This is a genomic window from Sulfurirhabdus autotrophica (assembly GCF_004346685.1).
GTDB classification, from domain to species: Bacteria; Pseudomonadota; Gammaproteobacteria; order Burkholderiales; family SMCO01; genus Sulfurirhabdus; species Sulfurirhabdus autotrophica.
In genome coordinates this window covers 58,492-74,460 of sequence record NZ_SMCO01000005.1, presented here as the reverse complement: position 1 = coordinate 74,460, position 15,969 = coordinate 58,492, and the positions used below count along the sequence as shown (strand labels likewise).

17 protein-coding genes are annotated in these 15,969 nt (G+C 44.8%); all 17 read left to right on the top strand.

The features are described from left to right. Positions 1 to 42 precede the first annotated feature (42 nt). The 17 genes from ndk (at position 43) to EDC63_RS07400 (ending at position 15,964) form a co-directional block, all read left to right on the top strand. Positions 43 to 468: a nucleoside-diphosphate kinase gene (ndk, locus tag EDC63_RS07480; protein ID WP_124945610.1), complete on the top strand. Its 426-nt coding sequence runs from the start codon at positions 43 to 45 to the stop codon at positions 466 to 468. A 9-nt stretch (positions 469 to 477) separates the two neighbouring features. Further along, entirely contained in the window at positions 478 to 1,569 is a 1,092-nt protein-coding gene (gene rlmN / locus EDC63_RS07475) for a 23S rRNA (adenine(2503)-C(2))-methyltransferase RlmN (protein WP_124945678.1), read from the top strand. Further along, positions 1,553 to 2,350: a type IV pilus biogenesis/stability protein PilW gene (pilW, locus tag EDC63_RS07470; protein ID WP_223272278.1), complete on the top strand. Its 798-nt coding sequence runs from the start codon at positions 1,553 to 1,555 to the stop codon at positions 2,348 to 2,350. The genes rlmN and pilW overlap by 17 nt, the downstream gene beginning before the upstream one ends. Further along, positions 2,347 to 3,228, top strand: coding sequence for a RodZ domain-containing protein (locus EDC63_RS07465; protein WP_124945611.1), 882 nt, complete (start codon positions 2,347 to 2,349; stop codon positions 3,226 to 3,228). The genes pilW and EDC63_RS07465 overlap by 4 nt, the downstream gene beginning before the upstream one ends. A 21-nt stretch (positions 3,229 to 3,249) precedes the next feature. Beyond that, on the top strand, positions 3,250 to 4,374 hold the full coding sequence (gene ispG / locus EDC63_RS07460; protein WP_124945612.1) for a flavodoxin-dependent (E)-4-hydroxy-3-methylbut-2-enyl-diphosphate synthase: 1,125 nt from the start codon (positions 3,250 to 3,252) through the stop codon (positions 4,372 to 4,374). 36 nt (positions 4,375 to 4,410) lie between these two features. Continuing rightward, a complete protein-coding gene (gene hisS, locus EDC63_RS07455) occupies positions 4,411 to 5,688 on the top strand; it encodes a histidine--tRNA ligase (protein WP_124945613.1) in 1,278 nt (425 codons plus the stop codon). Positions 5,689 to 5,703: 15 nt separating this feature from the next. Beyond that, positions 5,704 to 6,336, top strand: coding sequence for a YfgM family protein (locus EDC63_RS07450; RefSeq protein WP_124945614.1), 633 nt, complete (start codon positions 5,704 to 5,706; stop codon positions 6,334 to 6,336). Beyond that, positions 6,333 to 7,490, top strand: a complete 1,158-nt coding sequence (gene bamB, locus EDC63_RS07445; RefSeq protein WP_223248198.1) for an outer membrane protein assembly factor BamB — start codon at positions 6,333 to 6,335, stop codon at positions 7,488 to 7,490. Before EDC63_RS07450 ends, bamB begins: the two co-directional genes overlap by 4 nt. Positions 7,491 to 7,594: 104 nt before the next feature. Next, positions 7,595 to 8,995: a ribosome biogenesis GTPase Der gene (der, locus tag EDC63_RS07440; RefSeq protein WP_124945615.1), complete on the top strand. Its 1,401-nt coding sequence runs from the start codon at positions 7,595 to 7,597 to the stop codon at positions 8,993 to 8,995. 279 nt (positions 8,996 to 9,274) lie between these two features. Further along, positions 9,275 to 9,511: an RNA chaperone Hfq gene (hfq, locus tag EDC63_RS07435; protein WP_124945616.1), complete on the top strand. Its 237-nt coding sequence runs from the start codon at positions 9,275 to 9,277 to the stop codon at positions 9,509 to 9,511. After that, positions 9,511 to 10,653 carry a ribosome rescue GTPase HflX gene (gene hflX, locus EDC63_RS07430; protein WP_124945617.1) on the top strand — a complete coding sequence of 381 codons (1,143 nt, stop codon included), beginning with the start codon at positions 9,511 to 9,513 and terminating at the stop codon, positions 10,651 to 10,653. Before hfq ends, hflX begins: the two co-directional genes overlap by 1 nt. Positions 10,654 to 10,678: 25 nt before the next feature. Beyond that, entirely contained in the window at positions 10,679 to 11,875 is a 1,197-nt protein-coding gene (gene hflK / locus EDC63_RS07425; protein WP_124945618.1) for an FtsH protease activity modulator HflK, read from the top strand. Next, the gene (gene hflC, locus EDC63_RS07420) at positions 11,875 to 12,750 is read left to right on the top strand and encodes a protease modulator HflC (RefSeq protein WP_124945681.1); all 876 of its coding nucleotides are present in this window, start codon (positions 11,875 to 11,877) and stop codon (positions 12,748 to 12,750) included. Before hflK ends, hflC begins: the two co-directional genes overlap by 1 nt. A gap of 3 nt (positions 12,751 to 12,753) precedes the next feature. Then, positions 12,754 to 12,945 carry a DUF2065 domain-containing protein gene (locus EDC63_RS07415; RefSeq protein ID WP_124945619.1) on the top strand — a complete coding sequence of 64 codons (192 nt, stop codon included), beginning with the start codon at positions 12,754 to 12,756 and terminating at the stop codon, positions 12,943 to 12,945. A gap of 126 nt (positions 12,946 to 13,071) precedes the next feature. Next, the gene (locus EDC63_RS07410) at positions 13,072 to 14,223 is read left to right on the top strand and encodes an ATP phosphoribosyltransferase regulatory subunit (RefSeq protein ID WP_124945620.1); all 1,152 of its coding nucleotides are present in this window, start codon (positions 13,072 to 13,074) and stop codon (positions 14,221 to 14,223) included. A 22-nt stretch (positions 14,224 to 14,245) separates the two neighbouring features. After that, on the top strand, positions 14,246 to 15,538 hold the full coding sequence (locus EDC63_RS07405) for an adenylosuccinate synthase (RefSeq protein WP_124945621.1): 1,293 nt from the start codon (positions 14,246 to 14,248) through the stop codon (positions 15,536 to 15,538). 159 nt (positions 15,539 to 15,697) lie between these two features. Next, the gene (locus tag EDC63_RS07400) at positions 15,698 to 15,964 is read left to right on the top strand and encodes a PepSY domain-containing protein (protein ID WP_306307880.1); all 267 of its coding nucleotides are present in this window, start codon (positions 15,698 to 15,700) and stop codon (positions 15,962 to 15,964) included. The last annotated feature ends 5 nt before the right edge of the window (positions 15,965 to 15,969 follow it).

Here is a 15,969-nt window from a genome sequence, read left to right as displayed (position 1 = left end):
GTTAGCTTTATTATTGTTTTAGTCAACTTTTGGAGAATATAAATGGCTGTAGAACGCGCCTTGTCGATTATCAAACCCGATGCCGTAGCAAAAAACGTAATCGGCAAGATTTATTCCCGTTTTGAAAGCAATGGTCTGAAGATCGTTGCTTCTCGTATGATGCATTTATCACGTGCAGAAGCAGAAGGTTTTTACGCGGTTCATCGCGAGCGTCCTTTCTTTAAAGACTTGGTGGATTTCATGATTTCCGGCCCTGTTATGGTTCAAGTGCTTGAAGGTGAAGGCGCTATCGCCAAAAATCGTGAGCTGATGGGTGCAACTGATCCTAAGAAGGCTGAAAAAGGGACTATTCGTGCAGATTTTGCTGACAGTATTGATGCAAACGCTGTACATGGATCTGATGCGCCAGAAACCGCGGCTATTGAAGTTGCCTACTTTTTCCCGGCAATGAATGTATATTCTCGCTAAGGTTTGAAGTTGATAAATCTTCTCAATTTTGATCTGGAACAGCTCACTGAATTTTTTGAGGAAATCGGTGAGAAGCCTTTTCGTGCGAAGCAACTGTTTCGCTGGATCCATCATTTTGGTGAAAGTGATTTTGCTAAGATGACTGATATCGCTAAAAGTTTAAGAGAGAAATTGGGTGGTATTGCTGTAGTAGAACCGCCACGTTTGATGCTAGAGCAGGTTTCTGAAGACGGCACACGAAAGTGGTTGCTGGAAGTGGGGGCAGGCAACAGCATTGAGGCGGTTTTTATCCCTGAAGATAATCGGGGTACATTGTGCATTTCAAGTCAGGTTGGTTGCGCGCTGGAATGTTCTTTTTGTTCCACGGGCAGACAAGGATTTAATCGTAACCTGAGTGTTGCTGAAATTATAGGTCAACTATGGTGGGCTAACAAGTCGCTTGGCCGTGATCCTAAAGGTGAACGAATCATCAGTAATGTTGTCATGATGGGTATGGGAGAACCTTTACTCAATTTTGATAACGTGGTGACAGCACTGAACATTATGCTGGACGACCATGCTTTTGGCATGTCTCGCCGTCGCGTGACAGTCAGTACTTCCGGGGTTTTACCTGCGATGGAAAGGCTGCGTGAACAGTGTCCAGTCGCATTGGCAGTATCATTGCATGCGCCTAATGACGCATTGCGTGATGAACTGGTCCCTATTAATAAAAAATACCCATTGCAAGAGTTAATGGCGGCTTGTAAGCGTTATGTGGTTGATGCGCCAAGAGATTTTATAACCTTCGAATATGTAATGCTGGATGGCATTAATGATAGCGAAGCTCATGCACATGAGTTGGTTAATCTTGTCCAGGATATTCCTTGCAAGTTTAATCTGATTCCTTTTAATCCTTTTCCGGACTCCGGTTATCAACGATCACGCGGTGATGTTATTCGTCGCTTTCGGGATATTTTGATGCAGGCCGGTTTGATTACAACGACGCGTAAAACACGCGGGGATGATATTGATGCAGCTTGCGGTCAGCTAGTTGGAAAAGTGCAGGATAAAACCAAACGTATACTAAAAAAAATGGAGAACCCTAATGCATCACATGCTTGAAACAAAAACTGCGGGGTGTCGTATTAAGAGTTTTGCAATAGTAGCATTGTTATTATTGCTAAGCGGATGTGCAGGGCAGCAAGCCCAGCCGAAAACACAAGAGCAAGTGGACGCACGAGGTCGTGCAGTGATTCATGCTGAATTAGGTGCCAATTATTATAGTCGCGGTCAATATGGGGTCGCAATAGCCGAGTTGAATGATGCAATTAGTTCTGACCCGAGTTATGGTGCCAGCTACAACATACTGGGTTTGGTTCATATGGAGTTGCATGAGGATGATTTGGCAGTCCGGAATTTTGAAAAAGCTTTGAATCTTAATCCGAATGACTCAGATGCCCATAATAATTATGGTTGGTTTTTGTGTCAGCGAAACCGGGTAGATGAATCCATTAAGCATTTTATGAGCGCAGTGAAAAATCCCCTTTACCAGACTCCGGAAAAATCTTATTTGAATGCGGGTCTTTGTCTTGTAAAGAAAAAAGATATGGCAGGTGCTGAAGATTTTTTTCTTAAGGTTATCAAGCGTCAGCCTCAGAATGCCCAGGCCCTTTATGAGTTGGCTAATATCAGTTATTCTCGTGGGCAATATATTGAAGCAAAAGCTTATTTATCTCAGTTCTCGCAGGATTTGCAGGACTCGGCAGAAAGTTTGTGGCTGAGTTTGCGGGTAGCACGAAAACTGGGTGATAGAAATTCCGAATCGAGCTATGGATTGCAGCTGAGAAGAAAGTTCCCTTCTTCTCCTCAGGCGCAGGCTTTGGTGAGCGGACATTACGAATGAGTGAAGAAATAAAGTTGGAGGGCGAGGTGCCCTCTAATGAAAAGTACAGTGCTGCACTTACTATTGGACAAATTCTTTTAAGAGCCCGTCAGACACAAGGGTTGCACATCGCAGATGTGGCACGTAGTTTGAAGCTGGGTGTTCGGCAGGTTGAGGCGATGGAAGCTGACGAACATGAGAAGCTTCCAGGCATCACTTTTGTGAAAGGTTTTATCCGGAATTATGCTCGATTGCTGCAATTAGATCCTGAGCCGATGCTTGCTTCGCTACAAGTAGATATCGCGCACGCGTCTGCTCCTCCTATTTCTTCATCCAATGCGGGTATTGAAATTTCATCTGGCCACAAAAAAATGTGGCTCTGGATGTCGCTCGCAATTCTGTTGCTTGTAGTCGGTGCGCCTCTGCTGGTTTACGAGTTGCTAAATTCTCAACCTCAGCAATTAAAATCGGGAAAGGGGAGTGTAAATACGGTCGTAACTCCGTCTGCATTGCCGAAAGTAACGTTGCCGCCCGCTATATCGGATACGCAGGTAACGCTACCGCTTGCCAAGCCGGGAAATGAAAGTGTTGTTGAACCGGCAGCTGAGTTGCCTAAAGAGGCCGCGCCAAGTGTACCTGCTGAAGAAACTTTAGCGCCAGGCGAGCGTACTATTAAAATGGCTTTTAATAGTGATGCGTGGGTAGAAATTCAGGATAAAAGTGGAAAAAGCATTTTTTCCCAGCTAAATGCCGCAGGGAGTGAACAGTTAGTGAAAGGTATGCCACCTTTCACAATCGTAGTCGGAAATGCTGCTAATGTAAGAATGACTTATAATGGGAAGCAGGTGGATTTAACCCCTTTTATTAAAGTCAGCGTGGCGCGTTTGACTCTTCAGTAATCGATTCCAGAGACTTTACTCATGTTCCATGTAGAAATCCCAAGACGCAAAAGTCGCCAGATTAAGGTAGGAAATGTACTTATCGGTGGAGATGCGCCGATTTCGGTTCAGACGATGACCAACACAGAAACTTGTGATGTAGAAGCCACGTTGGCTCAGATAGAACGGGCAGCCAAGATTGGTGCTGATATTGTACGCGTTTCTGTTCCCTCGATGGAAGCGGCTGAAGCTTTCGGTGAAATAAAGAAACGTTCGCCTGTGCCATTAGTAACAGACATTCATTTTGATTATAAAATTGCATTGCGTGTTGCTGAATTGGGGGCGGACTGCCTGCGTATCAATCCGGGTAACATTGGGCGTGAAGACAGGGTGCGTGCAGTTGTGCAATCTGCTAAGGATCATGGGATCCCTATACGCATTGGAGTTAACGCTGGATCACTGGAAAAGGATCTGCAAAAAAAGTATGGAGAACCCACGCCCCAAGCCTTGGTGGATTCTGCTATGCGCCACATTGAGTATCTCTATAAACTGGATTTCCATGACTTCAAAGTCAGCGTAAAAGCATCGGAAGTGTTTATGGCAGTGGAAGCGTATAAGCTGCTCGCCAGTCAGATAGATCAGCCGCTCCATTTGGGTATCACTGAAGCGGGAGGTTTTCGTTCAGGTGCTGTTAAATCGGCCATTGGGCTGAGTATGTTGTTGGCGCAAGGTATAGGCGATACTATCCGGGTTTCCTTGGCGGCAGATCCTATAGAAGAAGTAAAGGTCGGATTTGATATTCTGAAAAGCCTGCATTTACGAAACAAAGGTGTGAATATCATTGCGTGTCCTTCTTGCTCACGGCAGGAATTTGATGTAATCAAAACTGTAAATGCGCTGGAAGCTCGCCTGGAAGATATAACGGAACACATTGATGTGGCCGTGATCGGTTGTGTAGTGAATGGTCCGGGAGAAGCGAAAGAAGCGCATCTGGGGATTGCGGGTGGATCCCCTAACTTGATGTATATGGATGGCAAGCCAAGTCATAAGGTAAAAGAAGAAGAATTGGTTGATGAGCTTGAGCGCCAGGTGCGTGCAAAAATCGCCCGGATGAAGGAAGCTCCTCCTTCTTCAGGGAAAACAATATCGATTAAAGCTGTCAGTTAATTCTGTCAGCTAGCCTATATTTATGACTGATATTTCATGAGCAATACGATACAAGCCATCCGGGGGATGAACGATATCCTGCCGGATCAAGCCCATTTATGGGAATTTTTTGAAGAAACAGTACGTGACTGGCTGCATAGCTATGGTTATCGTAATATTCGTATGCCTATTGTAGAGCAGACAGCTCTGTTCAAACGTGCTATCGGGGAAGTAACCGATATCGTTGAAAAGGAAATGTACACTTTTATTGATGCTCTCAATGGTGAAAGCCTGACGTTGCGGCCTGAAGGTACGGCTGCCTGTGTTCGTGCAGTAATTCAACACAACCTTCTCTATAATGGACCGCAACGCCTTTTTTACAGTGGTCCTATGTTTCGTCATGAGCGTCCACAAAAGGGCCGTTATCGTCAATTTCATCAGGTAGGTGTGGAATCGCTGGGTTATTCCGGACCTGATATAGACGCTGAACAAATCATTATGTGCGCCCGATTATGGAAAAAGCTCGGCTTGCAGGATGTATCACTTCAGATCAATACATTAGGCAGCGCTGGTTCGCGCGCGCTTCATCGCACAAAGTTGATTCAATACTTTACTGCGCACGAGAATTTGTTGGACGAAGATGCCCGCCGTCGCTTACATTCTAATCCATTGCGGATACTGGATAGTAAAAACCCTGCAATGCAGGCTTTAATCGATGCAGCACCAAAGTTGCTGGATGAACTGGATGAAGCCTCTCTCAAACATTTTGAGGGGGTGCAAGTGCTTCTGCGTAGTGCCGATGTTCCTTATGAAATCAACACACGATTAGTGCGTGGGCTGGATTATTACAATTACACCGTTTTTGAATGGGTAACAACCCGATTAGGCGCACAAGGTACAGTCTGCGCAGGTGGACGTTATGATGGCCTGATTGAACAGATAGGTGGCAAACCGGCACCAGCCTGTGGATTTGCAATGGGCGTTGAGCGGTTACTGGCATTGATGGAAGAATCTGCATTGAGCGTGCCACTAAAAGTCCCCGATGCTTATTTGATCCATCAGGGGGAAGCAGCAGATAAAATAGCACTACAGGTTAGCGAGCAGTTACGTGATGCAGGATTGCATGTGGTGCTTCATTGCGGGGGTGGCAGTTTTAAATCCCAGATGAAAAAAGCAGATGCAAATGGCGCCCATTACGCAATCATTATTGGTGATGATGAAGCCAGCGCCAGTGAATTAAGTGTCAAACCATTGCGCGAGTTAGGTGAGCAGGCGCGTATGGGAGTCAGTGAAGCTGCTGATATGATAAAAAGCAAAATAGACGCAAAACGATAAATCTAAGGAATAAGCATGATCGATCTGGAAGAACAAGAACAAGTTGACGCACTAAAGGCGTGGTGGAAGCAGAATGGTAAAACCGTCATTATGGCAGTTAGCGTGTTTATAGTGACTGTTGCTGGTATACAGGGTTGGAGAGTTTATCAAAGTAATCAGGCGCGTCAGGCTGCAGCGATGTATAGCCAACTAGAAAATGCAGAACAGGCTAAAGATACCAAGAAAATTCGTGATGCAGCGGGTCAATTGATAGAAAAATACGCAAGCACGCCTTATGCAGCTCGAGCTGCATTAATCAGTGCGCGCGCCAATTACGAGTCTGGTGATGCAAAAAGCGCAAAAGCGCAGCTGGAATGGGTAGTAAGTCATTCAAAGGAAGCGCCGGTGCTGGACATGGCCAGATTGCGCCTGGCAGGTATTTTGCTGGATGAAAAGAATTTTGTTGAGTCCATTAAACTACTAAATACAAAGCATGAAGATACCTATGACGGTTTGTATGCTGATCTTCTGGGAGATGTGATGGTTGCCCAGGGCAAAGCAGAAGAAGCGCGTAAGGCTTACAGTGAGGCCATTCAAAAAACTGATGAAAAAAGTCCGTTTCGCAAGTATATCCAAATTAAATTGGATAGCTTAGGGGAGGCTAAATGATGGAAAAAAAGAAGATTAACTTTATTGGCGGTTTGATTGTACTCTTGTTAACCAGCCAGTTATCAGGTTGCGCTAGTTGGTTTAGCGGTAAAGACAATAGTGAAAAGCCTGCTCCTTTAGTCGAGTTCAAGCAAACTGCGGTGCTCAAACCGCTTTGGCGTGAAAGTGCAGGCAGTGCCGGAGACTATGTATTTACACCGGCAAACATGAAAGGAAGCGTTTATGCGGCTAGCCATGATGGCTATCTTTCCCGCTACGATGCGGATTCAGGCAAGCAGTCTTGGCGTGTTGAAACGGGTAAAAAGCTTTCAGGTGGTGTGGGAGCTGGCGATGGTATGGTCTTTGTCGGCACCGGTAAGGGAGAAGTCTTGAGCTACTCTGATGATGGTAAATTATTATGGCAGTCACAATTATCCAGTGAAGTGCTGAGTGCTCCGCAAACAGAAGATGGCGTGGTGGTTATTCGCACCGGAGATGGAAAGATATTTGGTCTGGATGCGAAAGATGGTAAGCGTAAATGGGTATATCAACGCGCTACGCCTGCTTTGACAGTGCGCAGTAATGTAGGTGTTGTTGTGACTCATGGTGCCGTGTTTGCTGGATTTGCAGGTGGTAAATTAGTCGGGCTAAACTTGATAAATGGAAATGTAGGCTGGGAAGCAACTGTCGCATTGCCTAAAGGCGCTACCGAACTGGAACGCATTGCAGATATTACCAGTCTGCCGGTAGTCGACACACGTGAGGTCTGTGCTGTTGCTTATCAAGGGCGTGTCGCCTGTTTTGAAACTCAGTCAGGTAACCCGATTTGGGCCAGAGATATTTCAAGTATTGCCGGAATGGCAATGGATCAACGTAATGTCTATATCAGTGATGATAAAGGCGCGGTCGTGGCTTTGGATAAAACGAGTGGCAGTAGCGTATGGAAGCAGGATAAGCTGTTTGCCAGAAAGTTGAGTGCACCTGTAGTCAGACGTGGGTATGTTGTTGTTGGTGATGTAGAAGGTTATGTGCACCTGATGTTGATTGAAGATGGTTCTTTTGCGGCGAGAGCTGCAACGGATGGAAGTTCAATTGGTAGCCAGCCAGTCGCCCTTGAAAATGGTTTTGTGGTGCAAACGCGTAGCGGCGGTTTGCATGCGTTTACTATTCAGTAAAGTAATCTATTGATCTAACAGGATGTCGAGTTGTCGCAATGGAGATGTATCAAAATTCATTGATGCATCTTTTGCGTTTTAATTTGCGGTAAATACAAAATATTATGAAACCCACAATCGTCATCGTCGGAAGACCTAACGTTGGAAAATCTACACTCTTTAATCGTTTAACCAAAACGCGTGATGCCTTGGTTGCTGATTTTCCGGGTTTGACCCGTGATCGTCATTATGGGCATGGAAAAATTGGAACAAAGCCTTATCTGGTTGTTGATACTGGCGGTTTTGAGCCAGTGGCGAAAGAGGGTATTTTTCATGAAATGGCCAAGCAAACATTACAGGCAGTTGATGAGGCTGATGTAATTGTGTTTTTGGTTGATGCACGCGATGGTTTAACTGCTCAAGATAAATTGATAGCGGATAAACTACGTAAAACAGGCCGGCCACTATTTCTTGCCGTCAATAAATCAGAAGGAATGCAACGTGCAGTAATCACTGCCGAATTTTTTGAATTAGGATTGGGTGTGCCGTTGGCCATTTCTTCAGCGCATGGGGAAGGGGTTCGTGAATTAGTTGAGCTGATGCTGGAAGACTTTCCTGAAGAAGAAGATGAAGAAAAGGAAAAACATCCAAAGATCGCTTTGGTAGGGAGGCCTAATGCGGGAAAGTCCACACTGGTAAATCGCATATTAGGCGAAGACCGCGTGATCGCTTTTGATCAGCCAGGTACTACGCGCGACAGTATATATATAGATTTTGAACGTAATGACAAACGATATACCATTATTGATACTGCGGGCGTTCGCAGACGCGGGAAGGTTTTTGAAGCGGTTGAGAAATTTTCCGTTATCAAAACGCTACAGGCTGTAGAAGATGCAAATGTAGTCGTGCTTGTGTTGGATGCCCATGAAGAAATTTCTGAGCAAGATGCACACATAGCAGGATTTATAGTGGAAAGTGGTCGGGCGCTCGTGGTTGCAGTGAATAAGTGGGATGGATTGGATCAATATCAGCGCGAAACGATTAAAAGCGCAATTGATCGCAGACTTGGCTTCCTTGATTTTGCAAAGTTTCATTATATTTCTGCATTGCAAGGTACTGGCATCGCAGAAATATTTAAATCGATTGACACCGCCTACGCAGCCGCCATGTGCAAGATGCCCACACCACGGCTGACCCGTATTTTGATTGATGCAACCACCCAGCATCAAACTCCCAAAGTGGGTGCTTTCCGAGCAAAAATGCGTTATGCCCATCAGGGGGGGAGTAATCCTCCTTTGATTATTGTTCATGGCAGTGCTGTGGATAAAGTCCCCGCTAGTTATAAACGGTATCTTGAAAGAATATTTCGTGAAGCTTTTGAACTTCAAGGCACGCCCCTGAGAGTTCAATTCAAGCAAGGTGCAAACCCATTTGAAGGGAGAGCGAGAGCACCTTTGACTGATGCTGAAGAAAAAACAGCACATCGCAAACGCATGCGTGGTAGAAAACTTTATGGGAAAAAATAAAGTAGTTTGTTAATGTGGTGTTGCTGCAAGTTAAAATTACGAGTTGCAACCCATTATGAATAAAGAAATTGTGATTGTGGGCTTGAATTTAACTGGTTAATCCCCACGTTTAAAAATAGATATTATTTTAAAGTCATCTAGAATGACAAAATTCGGATTGTTTTATATTCTATGGTAGCTTAAACACATCTAGGCATGGGTCACTAGGGTTTTTCTTAGATGGCATTTACATAAAAAATCAAGTAAAGTATTTAATTAGAAAAAAACAATGGAGAAACCATGAGTGCAAAAGGGCAAATGTTGCAAGACCCATTTTTGAATGTCTTGCGTAAAGAGCATGTCCCTGTCTCGATCTATTTGGTGAACGGTATCAAATTGCAAGGCCAGGTAGAGTCATTTGATCAGTATGTTGTACTGCTGAAAAACGCAGTTACCCAAATGGTTTATAAACACGCCATTTCAACGATTGTGCCTTCGCGACCTGTGAACCTTTCAAGTGAGAATACGGATTCTTAATGTTTGAGCGTCCAGAAAGCGGTGAAACCGCAGTTCTGGTAAGTCTGGATTTTGGCAGGCCGGATTATGAAGAGAGCCTGGAAGAATTGAAGCAGCTTGCAGAAAGTGCAAATTTCAAAGTGCTTTCCATTGTTGAGGGAAAGCGGGCCCGGCCAGATCCAGCATTGTTTGCTGGTAGTGGTAAGGTAGAAGAAATCGCTGTGGTAGTAAGTCAGTCTGAAGCGCCTCTTGTGATATTTAATCATGAACTCTCCCCAGGCCAGGAACGCAATCTTGAACGTAAACTGAGTTGCCGGGTCATAGATAGAACCAGTTTAATTCTGGATATTTTTGCCCAGCGTGCGCGCAGTCATGAAGGGAAGCTGCAAGTCGAGTTGGCTCAGTTAGAGCATCTTTCTACACGTTTGGTACGGGGTTGGACACATCTGGAGCGGCAAAAGGGTGGTATTGGCTTACGCGGGCCAGGTGAAACACAGTTGGAAACGGACCGTCGTTTACTGGGGAAAAGGGTAAAGGTTCTTAAGGAAAAATTAGGAAAACTCAAGCAACAGCGCGATATTCAGCGTCGGGCAAGAAGTCGGGCCAACGTCATATCAATATCGTTGGTGGGCTATACTAACGCTGGTAAATCAACATTGTTCAATCGGTTGACCCGCGCCAATGCCTATGCGGCAAATCAACTCTTTGCAACATTGGATACAACAACCAGAAAGATATTTATCGAAGGTACAGGGCAAATTGTTTTGTCAGATACCGTCGGTTTTATCAAAAATTTACCGCATACGTTGGTTGATGCGTTTCGTGCAACACTGGAAGAGACTGTTCAGGCTGATTTGCTTTTGCATATCGTTGATTGCAGCAGTCCTAACAAGGACGATCAAATTTACGAAGTGAATAAAGTCTTGCATGAGATCAGTGCAGACTCTATTCCACAGATACTGGTGATGAATAAAATTGACGTAAAGGGTCTTAGTCCCGGTTTGGAACGAGATGAGTATGATAGAATTATCCGAGTCAGATTAAGTGCAATAAATGGAGATGGGGTTGATTATCTCCGGCAGGCGCTCTCTGAATACAGTTCAAGGCTTTATGCTGATAAAGAAAGTTTGGAACAGCATGAGCCTTTGGTTGTTAATAAATGAATCATGAATAATATAATGGAAAAAAATGTCATCGAATGAACCCCAATGGGGTAAAAAAGGTAACGACGGGCCACCCGACCTAGATGAATTGTGGCGTAAATTTAATCAGAAGCTGAATTCGCTTCTTGGTGGAAAAGGTAATGGCAGTGGCGGCGGTGGAACAGGGAAAGGTACGCCTGAATTCAACACCGTTGGTGGTGCTGGGTTTATTATCGTATTGCTGTTGCTCGTTTGGATTGCAAGTGGTTTTTATATTGTTAATGCGGGTGAACGGGGTGTCGTTCTTCGTTTTGGCAAGTTTCTGGAAACTACTCAGTCTGGACCTCGCTGGCATTTACCCTACCCTATTGAGAGCAGAGAAATTGTCAACGTGGAACAGGTGCGTACTGTTGAAGTAGGGTACCGCAGCACTGTGAAAAACAAAGTGCCAAAAGAATCGCTAATGCTGACTGATGATGAAAACATCATTGATATTCAGTTCGCTGTACAGTACATACTTAAAAACCCTGAAGAATACCTGTTTTTTAATCGATCTCCAGATGATGCAGTGTTGCAGGCAGCAGAAACAGCTGTTCGTGAAATCGTCGGTAAGAATAAAATGGATTTCGTACTTTACGAAGGGCGTGCAGAAGTTGCAGCTAAAGCTGCCAAGTTGGTTCAGGATATTCTGGATCGATATAAAACGGGTATCAGCATCAGTAAAGTAACCATGCAGAATGCGCAACCACCCGAGCAGGTTCAGGCGTCATTTGATGATGCGGTTAAAGCGGGCCAGGATCGTGAACGGTTGAAAAGTGAAGGTCAGGCTTATGCGAACGACGTGATACCAAGAGCGCGTGGAGCAGCATCCCGTTTAGCTCAGGAATCAGAAGGCTATAAGCAGCGTGTGATAGCAAACGCGGAAGGTGAGGCAAGTCGTTTTAAACAGGTTCTCTTTGAATATAACAAAGCCCCTGGCGTTACCCGTGATCGTATTTATTTGGATACTGTAGAGCAGATGTTATCAAACACAAGCAAAGTGCTGGTTGATCAGAAGTCAGGTGGATCCAATTTATTGTATTTACCACTGGATAAATTGATTCAATCTACAGGGACTCCTGCTGTACAGGAAAGTGCAGCGGCTAAACCCGCTGTCTCTGAGCCAGCGACAACCCCTGTGAATGACAATACATGGCGTTCTCGAGATGCTTTCCGAAGCCGTGATCGGGAGCAGCGTCCATGATGAAGAACTTAGGCACTATTTTGATCGGGATAATCCTGGTTCTGGTTGTATTGAGCCTGGCAATGTTTACCGTAGATCAACGGCAAAATGCAATCATATTTCAATTGGGTGAAGTGGTTGCTGTCAAGAAGCAGCCTGGCCTGTATTTCAAAATACCGCTTATTCAGAATGTGCGCTATTTTGATACTCGCATTTTAACAATCGACACCGGAGAACCAGAGCGTTTCATTACTTCTGAAAAGAAGAATGTGTTGGTTGATTCGTTCGTCAAGTGGCGTATTGTTGATGTGAAGCAATACTATGTCAGCGTAGGCGGAGATGAGATGCGGGCGCAAACCCGATTGATGCAAACCGTGAATGACGGTCTGCGTGCAGAATTTGGTAAACGTACGGTACACGATGTCGTCTCAGGTGAACGTGACCAGATTATGGAAATATTGCGTACAAAAGCCAATCAGGATGCAAGTAAAATTGGCGTTCAGGTGATTGACGTGCGACTTAAGCGGGTAGATTTGCCTCAGGAAGTCAGTGATTCGGTGTATCGTCGTATGGAAGCTGAGCGTAAGCGAGTAGCCAACGAATTACGTTCCACCGGTGCAGCTGAAGCTGAAAAAATCCGGGCAGATGCAGATAAGCAGCGTGAAGTGATTATTGCTGAAGCTTACCGTGATGCACAGCGCATTAAGGGTGAAGGGGATGCAAAGGCGTCTGGAATTTATGCGGCTGCTTACAGCCAAAGTCCTGAGTTTTATGCATTTTATCGTAGCATGGAAGCCTATCGCCAGAGCTTTAAAAACAAAAGTGACGTGATGATACTGGAGCCAACCTCTGAATTTTTCAAATATTTGAAAAATCCTGGTAAAACGGGTAAGTAATTCGTGTCCTCCAGCGATTTGCTGACAGCATTTGCGCTTTTGCTGGTACTGGAAGGTGTCTTACCTTCACTTGTGCCGGGTTTGTGGCGTGAGAGTTTTCGTAAAATGACTGAAATGTCTGATGGACAGTTACGCTTTTTAGGCTTTGCTTCCATGCTTGCTGGACTTTTAATACTTTTTTTATTTAATAAATAGTGGTGCTGCCAGACGCCAAGTGCGCCAAGTAACAACCTTAGCTCAAGCTCCTAAATATTGGACGAATTGACAGGTAAATCTTGGGTTTCTTGGCGTTCTGTGCGTCTTAGTGGTTGAATTTATATCATGCGTAACTGGTTACTTCCTGAATATATAGAAGATATTCTTCCTGCTGATGCATTGCGTATTGAGCAATTGCGTCGTCGTCTGCTTGACCTTTACCATGTGCATGGGTATCAATTGGTCATGCCACCCATGCTGGAATATATGCAGTCATTGATGACTGGTACCGGTCATGACATGGAGCTGCAAACCTTTCAAGTGGTTGATCAACTATCCGGAAGGCTAATGGGCCTGCGGGCGGATATTACGCCGCAGGTTGCACGTATTGATGCACACTTGCTCAATCGCGAAGGGGTCACCCGCTTATGTTATGCCGGTAGTGTCCTGCACACTGTGCCTTCCAGTTACACTGGTACGCGGGAGCCGTTGCAGATTGGCGCTGAGTTATATGGCCATACTGGGCTGGAAAGCGATATTGAAATTCAGAGATTGATGCTTCAGTCACTCAGTCTGGCTGGTGTGAAAGACATCCATCTTGATTTGGGGCATGTTGCAATTTTCCGTAGTTTGGTAGTTCGCGGTGGTGTTTCCGAGGAATTAGAGTCAGAGTTGTTTAAAGCGCTTCAATCGAAGGATATACCTACCATACGCGAGCTGTCTGCGTCGCTTGAAACAGAAACTCAAAAGGCACTATTACTCTTGCCAGAACTTTATGGCGGACTGGAAGTGCTGGCTAAGGCAAGCAAATGTTTGCCAGCTTATCCTGAGATTACTCAGGCAATAGCAGATTTGAATGCCATTGCTCAGCAATTGCAGGGCGTAGTTGACCCATGCTTTGATCTGGCAGAGTTGCGTGGTTATCATTACCATAGTGGTGTAGTTTTTGCTGCTTACAGTAAGGGTTGGGCAAACGCGATTGCACTGGGTGGCCGGTATGATGAAGTTGGTAAATCATTTGGACGTGCACGTCCTGCAACTGGTTTTAGTATGGACCTGCGTCAAATACTCAGTTTGATGCTGCCACCCCCGGTTCCGGCGGGTATTCTTGCGCCACATTTGCAAGACGATGTATTACAAAGCACGATTGATGCGCTACGCTCGAAAGGAGAAATCGTTGTGGTAGATTTGCCTGGGCATGAGTCAAGTCAATCCGAATTGAATTGTGATCGTGCGTTGAAATGGGTAAATAACGGCTGGGTTGTAGAACAGATTTGATGACTTATTGGGGTTGAAACACATGACAAAAAACGTAGTCGTAATTGGCACGCAGTGGGGAGATGAGGGTAAGGGTAAAATTGTTGACTGGCTGACAGATCACGCCCAAGGCGTGGTGAGATTCCAGGGTGGACATAATGCCGGTCATACGCTCGTTATTGGTGGCAAGAAAACAGTCTTGCATCTCATACCTTCAGGTATTTTGCGTGAAGAAGTTGCCTGTTATATCGGGAATGGTGTGGTTGTTTCACCTAACGCATTGCTGGAAGAAGTTGACATGCTTGAAAAAGCCGGTGTCAACGTCAGTAACCGTTTGATCATCTCAGAAGCTTGTCCCTTGATTCTGCCTCACCATATTGCCATTGATCAGGCACGTGAGATTGCTAAAGGTGCTGGAAAAATCGGTACAACTGGGCGTGGTATAGGCCCTACCTATGAAGATAAGGCAGCCAGGCGTGCTATACGTATGCAGGATTTGTTCCTGCGTGAGCGTTTTGCTGCCAAGTTAGGTGAAGTGCTGGATTACCATAACTTTGTGCTTAAAAATTACTTTAATGCGGCTACTGTTGATTTTCAGAAAACTCTGGATGAAACGCTGGCTTTAGCTGAGCGCATCAAGCCTATGGTGGGTGATGTTCCGCGTTTGCTTTATGAAGCAAACAAGGCTGGAAAGAATTTACTGTTTGAAGGTGCACAAGGCACATTGCTGGACATAGATCATGGCACTTATCCTTTTGTAACTTCTTCCAACTGTACTGCAGGCGGTGCCGCTACAGGTAGTGGTGTAGGTCCGCATACCTTGCATTATGTATTGGGAATTACTAAAGCGTATACGACACGGGTAGGCTCTGGACCATTTCCTACAGAGTTGTTTGATGAAGTGGGTAAATTCCTTGCTGAACGGGGTCACGAGTTTGGTTCAACTACTGGGCGTGCGCGTCGTTGTGGCTGGTTCGATGCGGCAGCCCTTAAGCGCTCAATACAGATCAATGGTGTTTCGGGTTTATGCGTAACTAAACTCGATGTGTTGGATGGTATGGAAACTCTACGTATGTGCGTAGGATATAAAATTGGCAATACGACTAGCGATATTTTACCGGTGGGTGCGGAAACGCTGGCCGAATGTGAGCCAATTTATGAAGACATGCCTGGTTGGAAGGAAAGCACGGTTGGCGTTAAGAGTTTTGACCTGTTACCTAAAGCAGCGCAAAACTATTTGAGAAGAATGGAGGAAATTTGCGAAGTGCCGTTAGACATGATTTCTACCGGGCCTGATCGAGAGGAAACCATTGTATTAAGGCATCCATTCAAATAGTTTAATAGTAATTAAAAGGGGCGGTTATAAAACCGCCCCTTTTTTTATTTTAATTTTGAATAGCAGTAAAACAATTGCACGCTCATCAAATTTATGTTGACAGTAATACGAATCATTCTTATTATCATTGCTGTTTGTTTATTAATTAATGAGGTAATAATGATGAAGAAATTAATGCTTGTTCTGCTGTTAAGTGCTATTGCTCCATCAGTTATGGCTGGTGCAAAATGTGAATCGCACCCCAAAGAAACCTGGATGAAAGAAGCCGATCTTCGCAAGCAACTGGAAGATCAAGGTTACAAGATTAAAAAATTCAAGGTCGATGGTCAGTGTTACGAAATATATGGCCACAATAAAGACGGCAAAAAAGTAGAGATATATTTTGATACGGTTTCAGGTCAGCCAGTTAAAACAGAAATGCATTAAACAGT

Coding starts and splice junctions, on each gene's coding strand:
- hflX (WP_124945617.1), top strand. CDS start 9,511: ATGTTTGAGCGTCCAGAAAGCGGTGAAACCGCAGTTCTGGTAAGTCTG.
- EDC63_RS07405 (WP_124945621.1), top strand. CDS start 14,246: ATGACAAAAAACGTAGTCGTAATTGGCACGCAGTGGGGAGATGAGGGT.
- der (WP_124945615.1), top strand. CDS start 7,595: ATGAAACCCACAATCGTCATCGTCGGAAGACCTAACGTTGGAAAATCT.
- hflK (WP_124945618.1), top strand. CDS start 10,679: ATGTCATCGAATGAACCCCAATGGGGTAAAAAAGGTAACGACGGGCCA.
- pilW (WP_223272278.1), top strand. CDS start 1,553: ATGCATCACATGCTTGAAACAAAAACTGCGGGGTGTCGTATTAAGAGT.
- hfq (WP_124945616.1), top strand. CDS start 9,275: ATGAGTGCAAAAGGGCAAATGTTGCAAGACCCATTTTTGAATGTCTTG.
- EDC63_RS07410 (WP_124945620.1), top strand. CDS start 13,072: ATGCGTAACTGGTTACTTCCTGAATATATAGAAGATATTCTTCCTGCT.
- EDC63_RS07450 (WP_124945614.1), top strand. CDS start 5,704: ATGATCGATCTGGAAGAACAAGAACAAGTTGACGCACTAAAGGCGTGG.
- ndk (WP_124945610.1), top strand. CDS start 43: ATGGCTGTAGAACGCGCCTTGTCGATTATCAAACCCGATGCCGTAGCA.
- hisS (WP_124945613.1), top strand. CDS start 4,411: ATGAGCAATACGATACAAGCCATCCGGGGGATGAACGATATCCTGCCG.
- EDC63_RS07400 (WP_306307880.1), top strand. CDS start 15,698: ATGATGAAGAAATTAATGCTTGTTCTGCTGTTAAGTGCTATTGCTCCA.
- hflC (WP_124945681.1), top strand. CDS start 11,875: ATGAAGAACTTAGGCACTATTTTGATCGGGATAATCCTGGTTCTGGTT.
- ispG (WP_124945612.1), top strand. CDS start 3,250: ATGTTCCATGTAGAAATCCCAAGACGCAAAAGTCGCCAGATTAAGGTA.
- EDC63_RS07465 (WP_124945611.1), top strand. CDS start 2,347: ATGAGTGAAGAAATAAAGTTGGAGGGCGAGGTGCCCTCTAATGAAAAG.
- bamB (WP_223248198.1), top strand. CDS start 6,333: ATGATGGAAAAAAAGAAGATTAACTTTATTGGCGGTTTGATTGTACTC.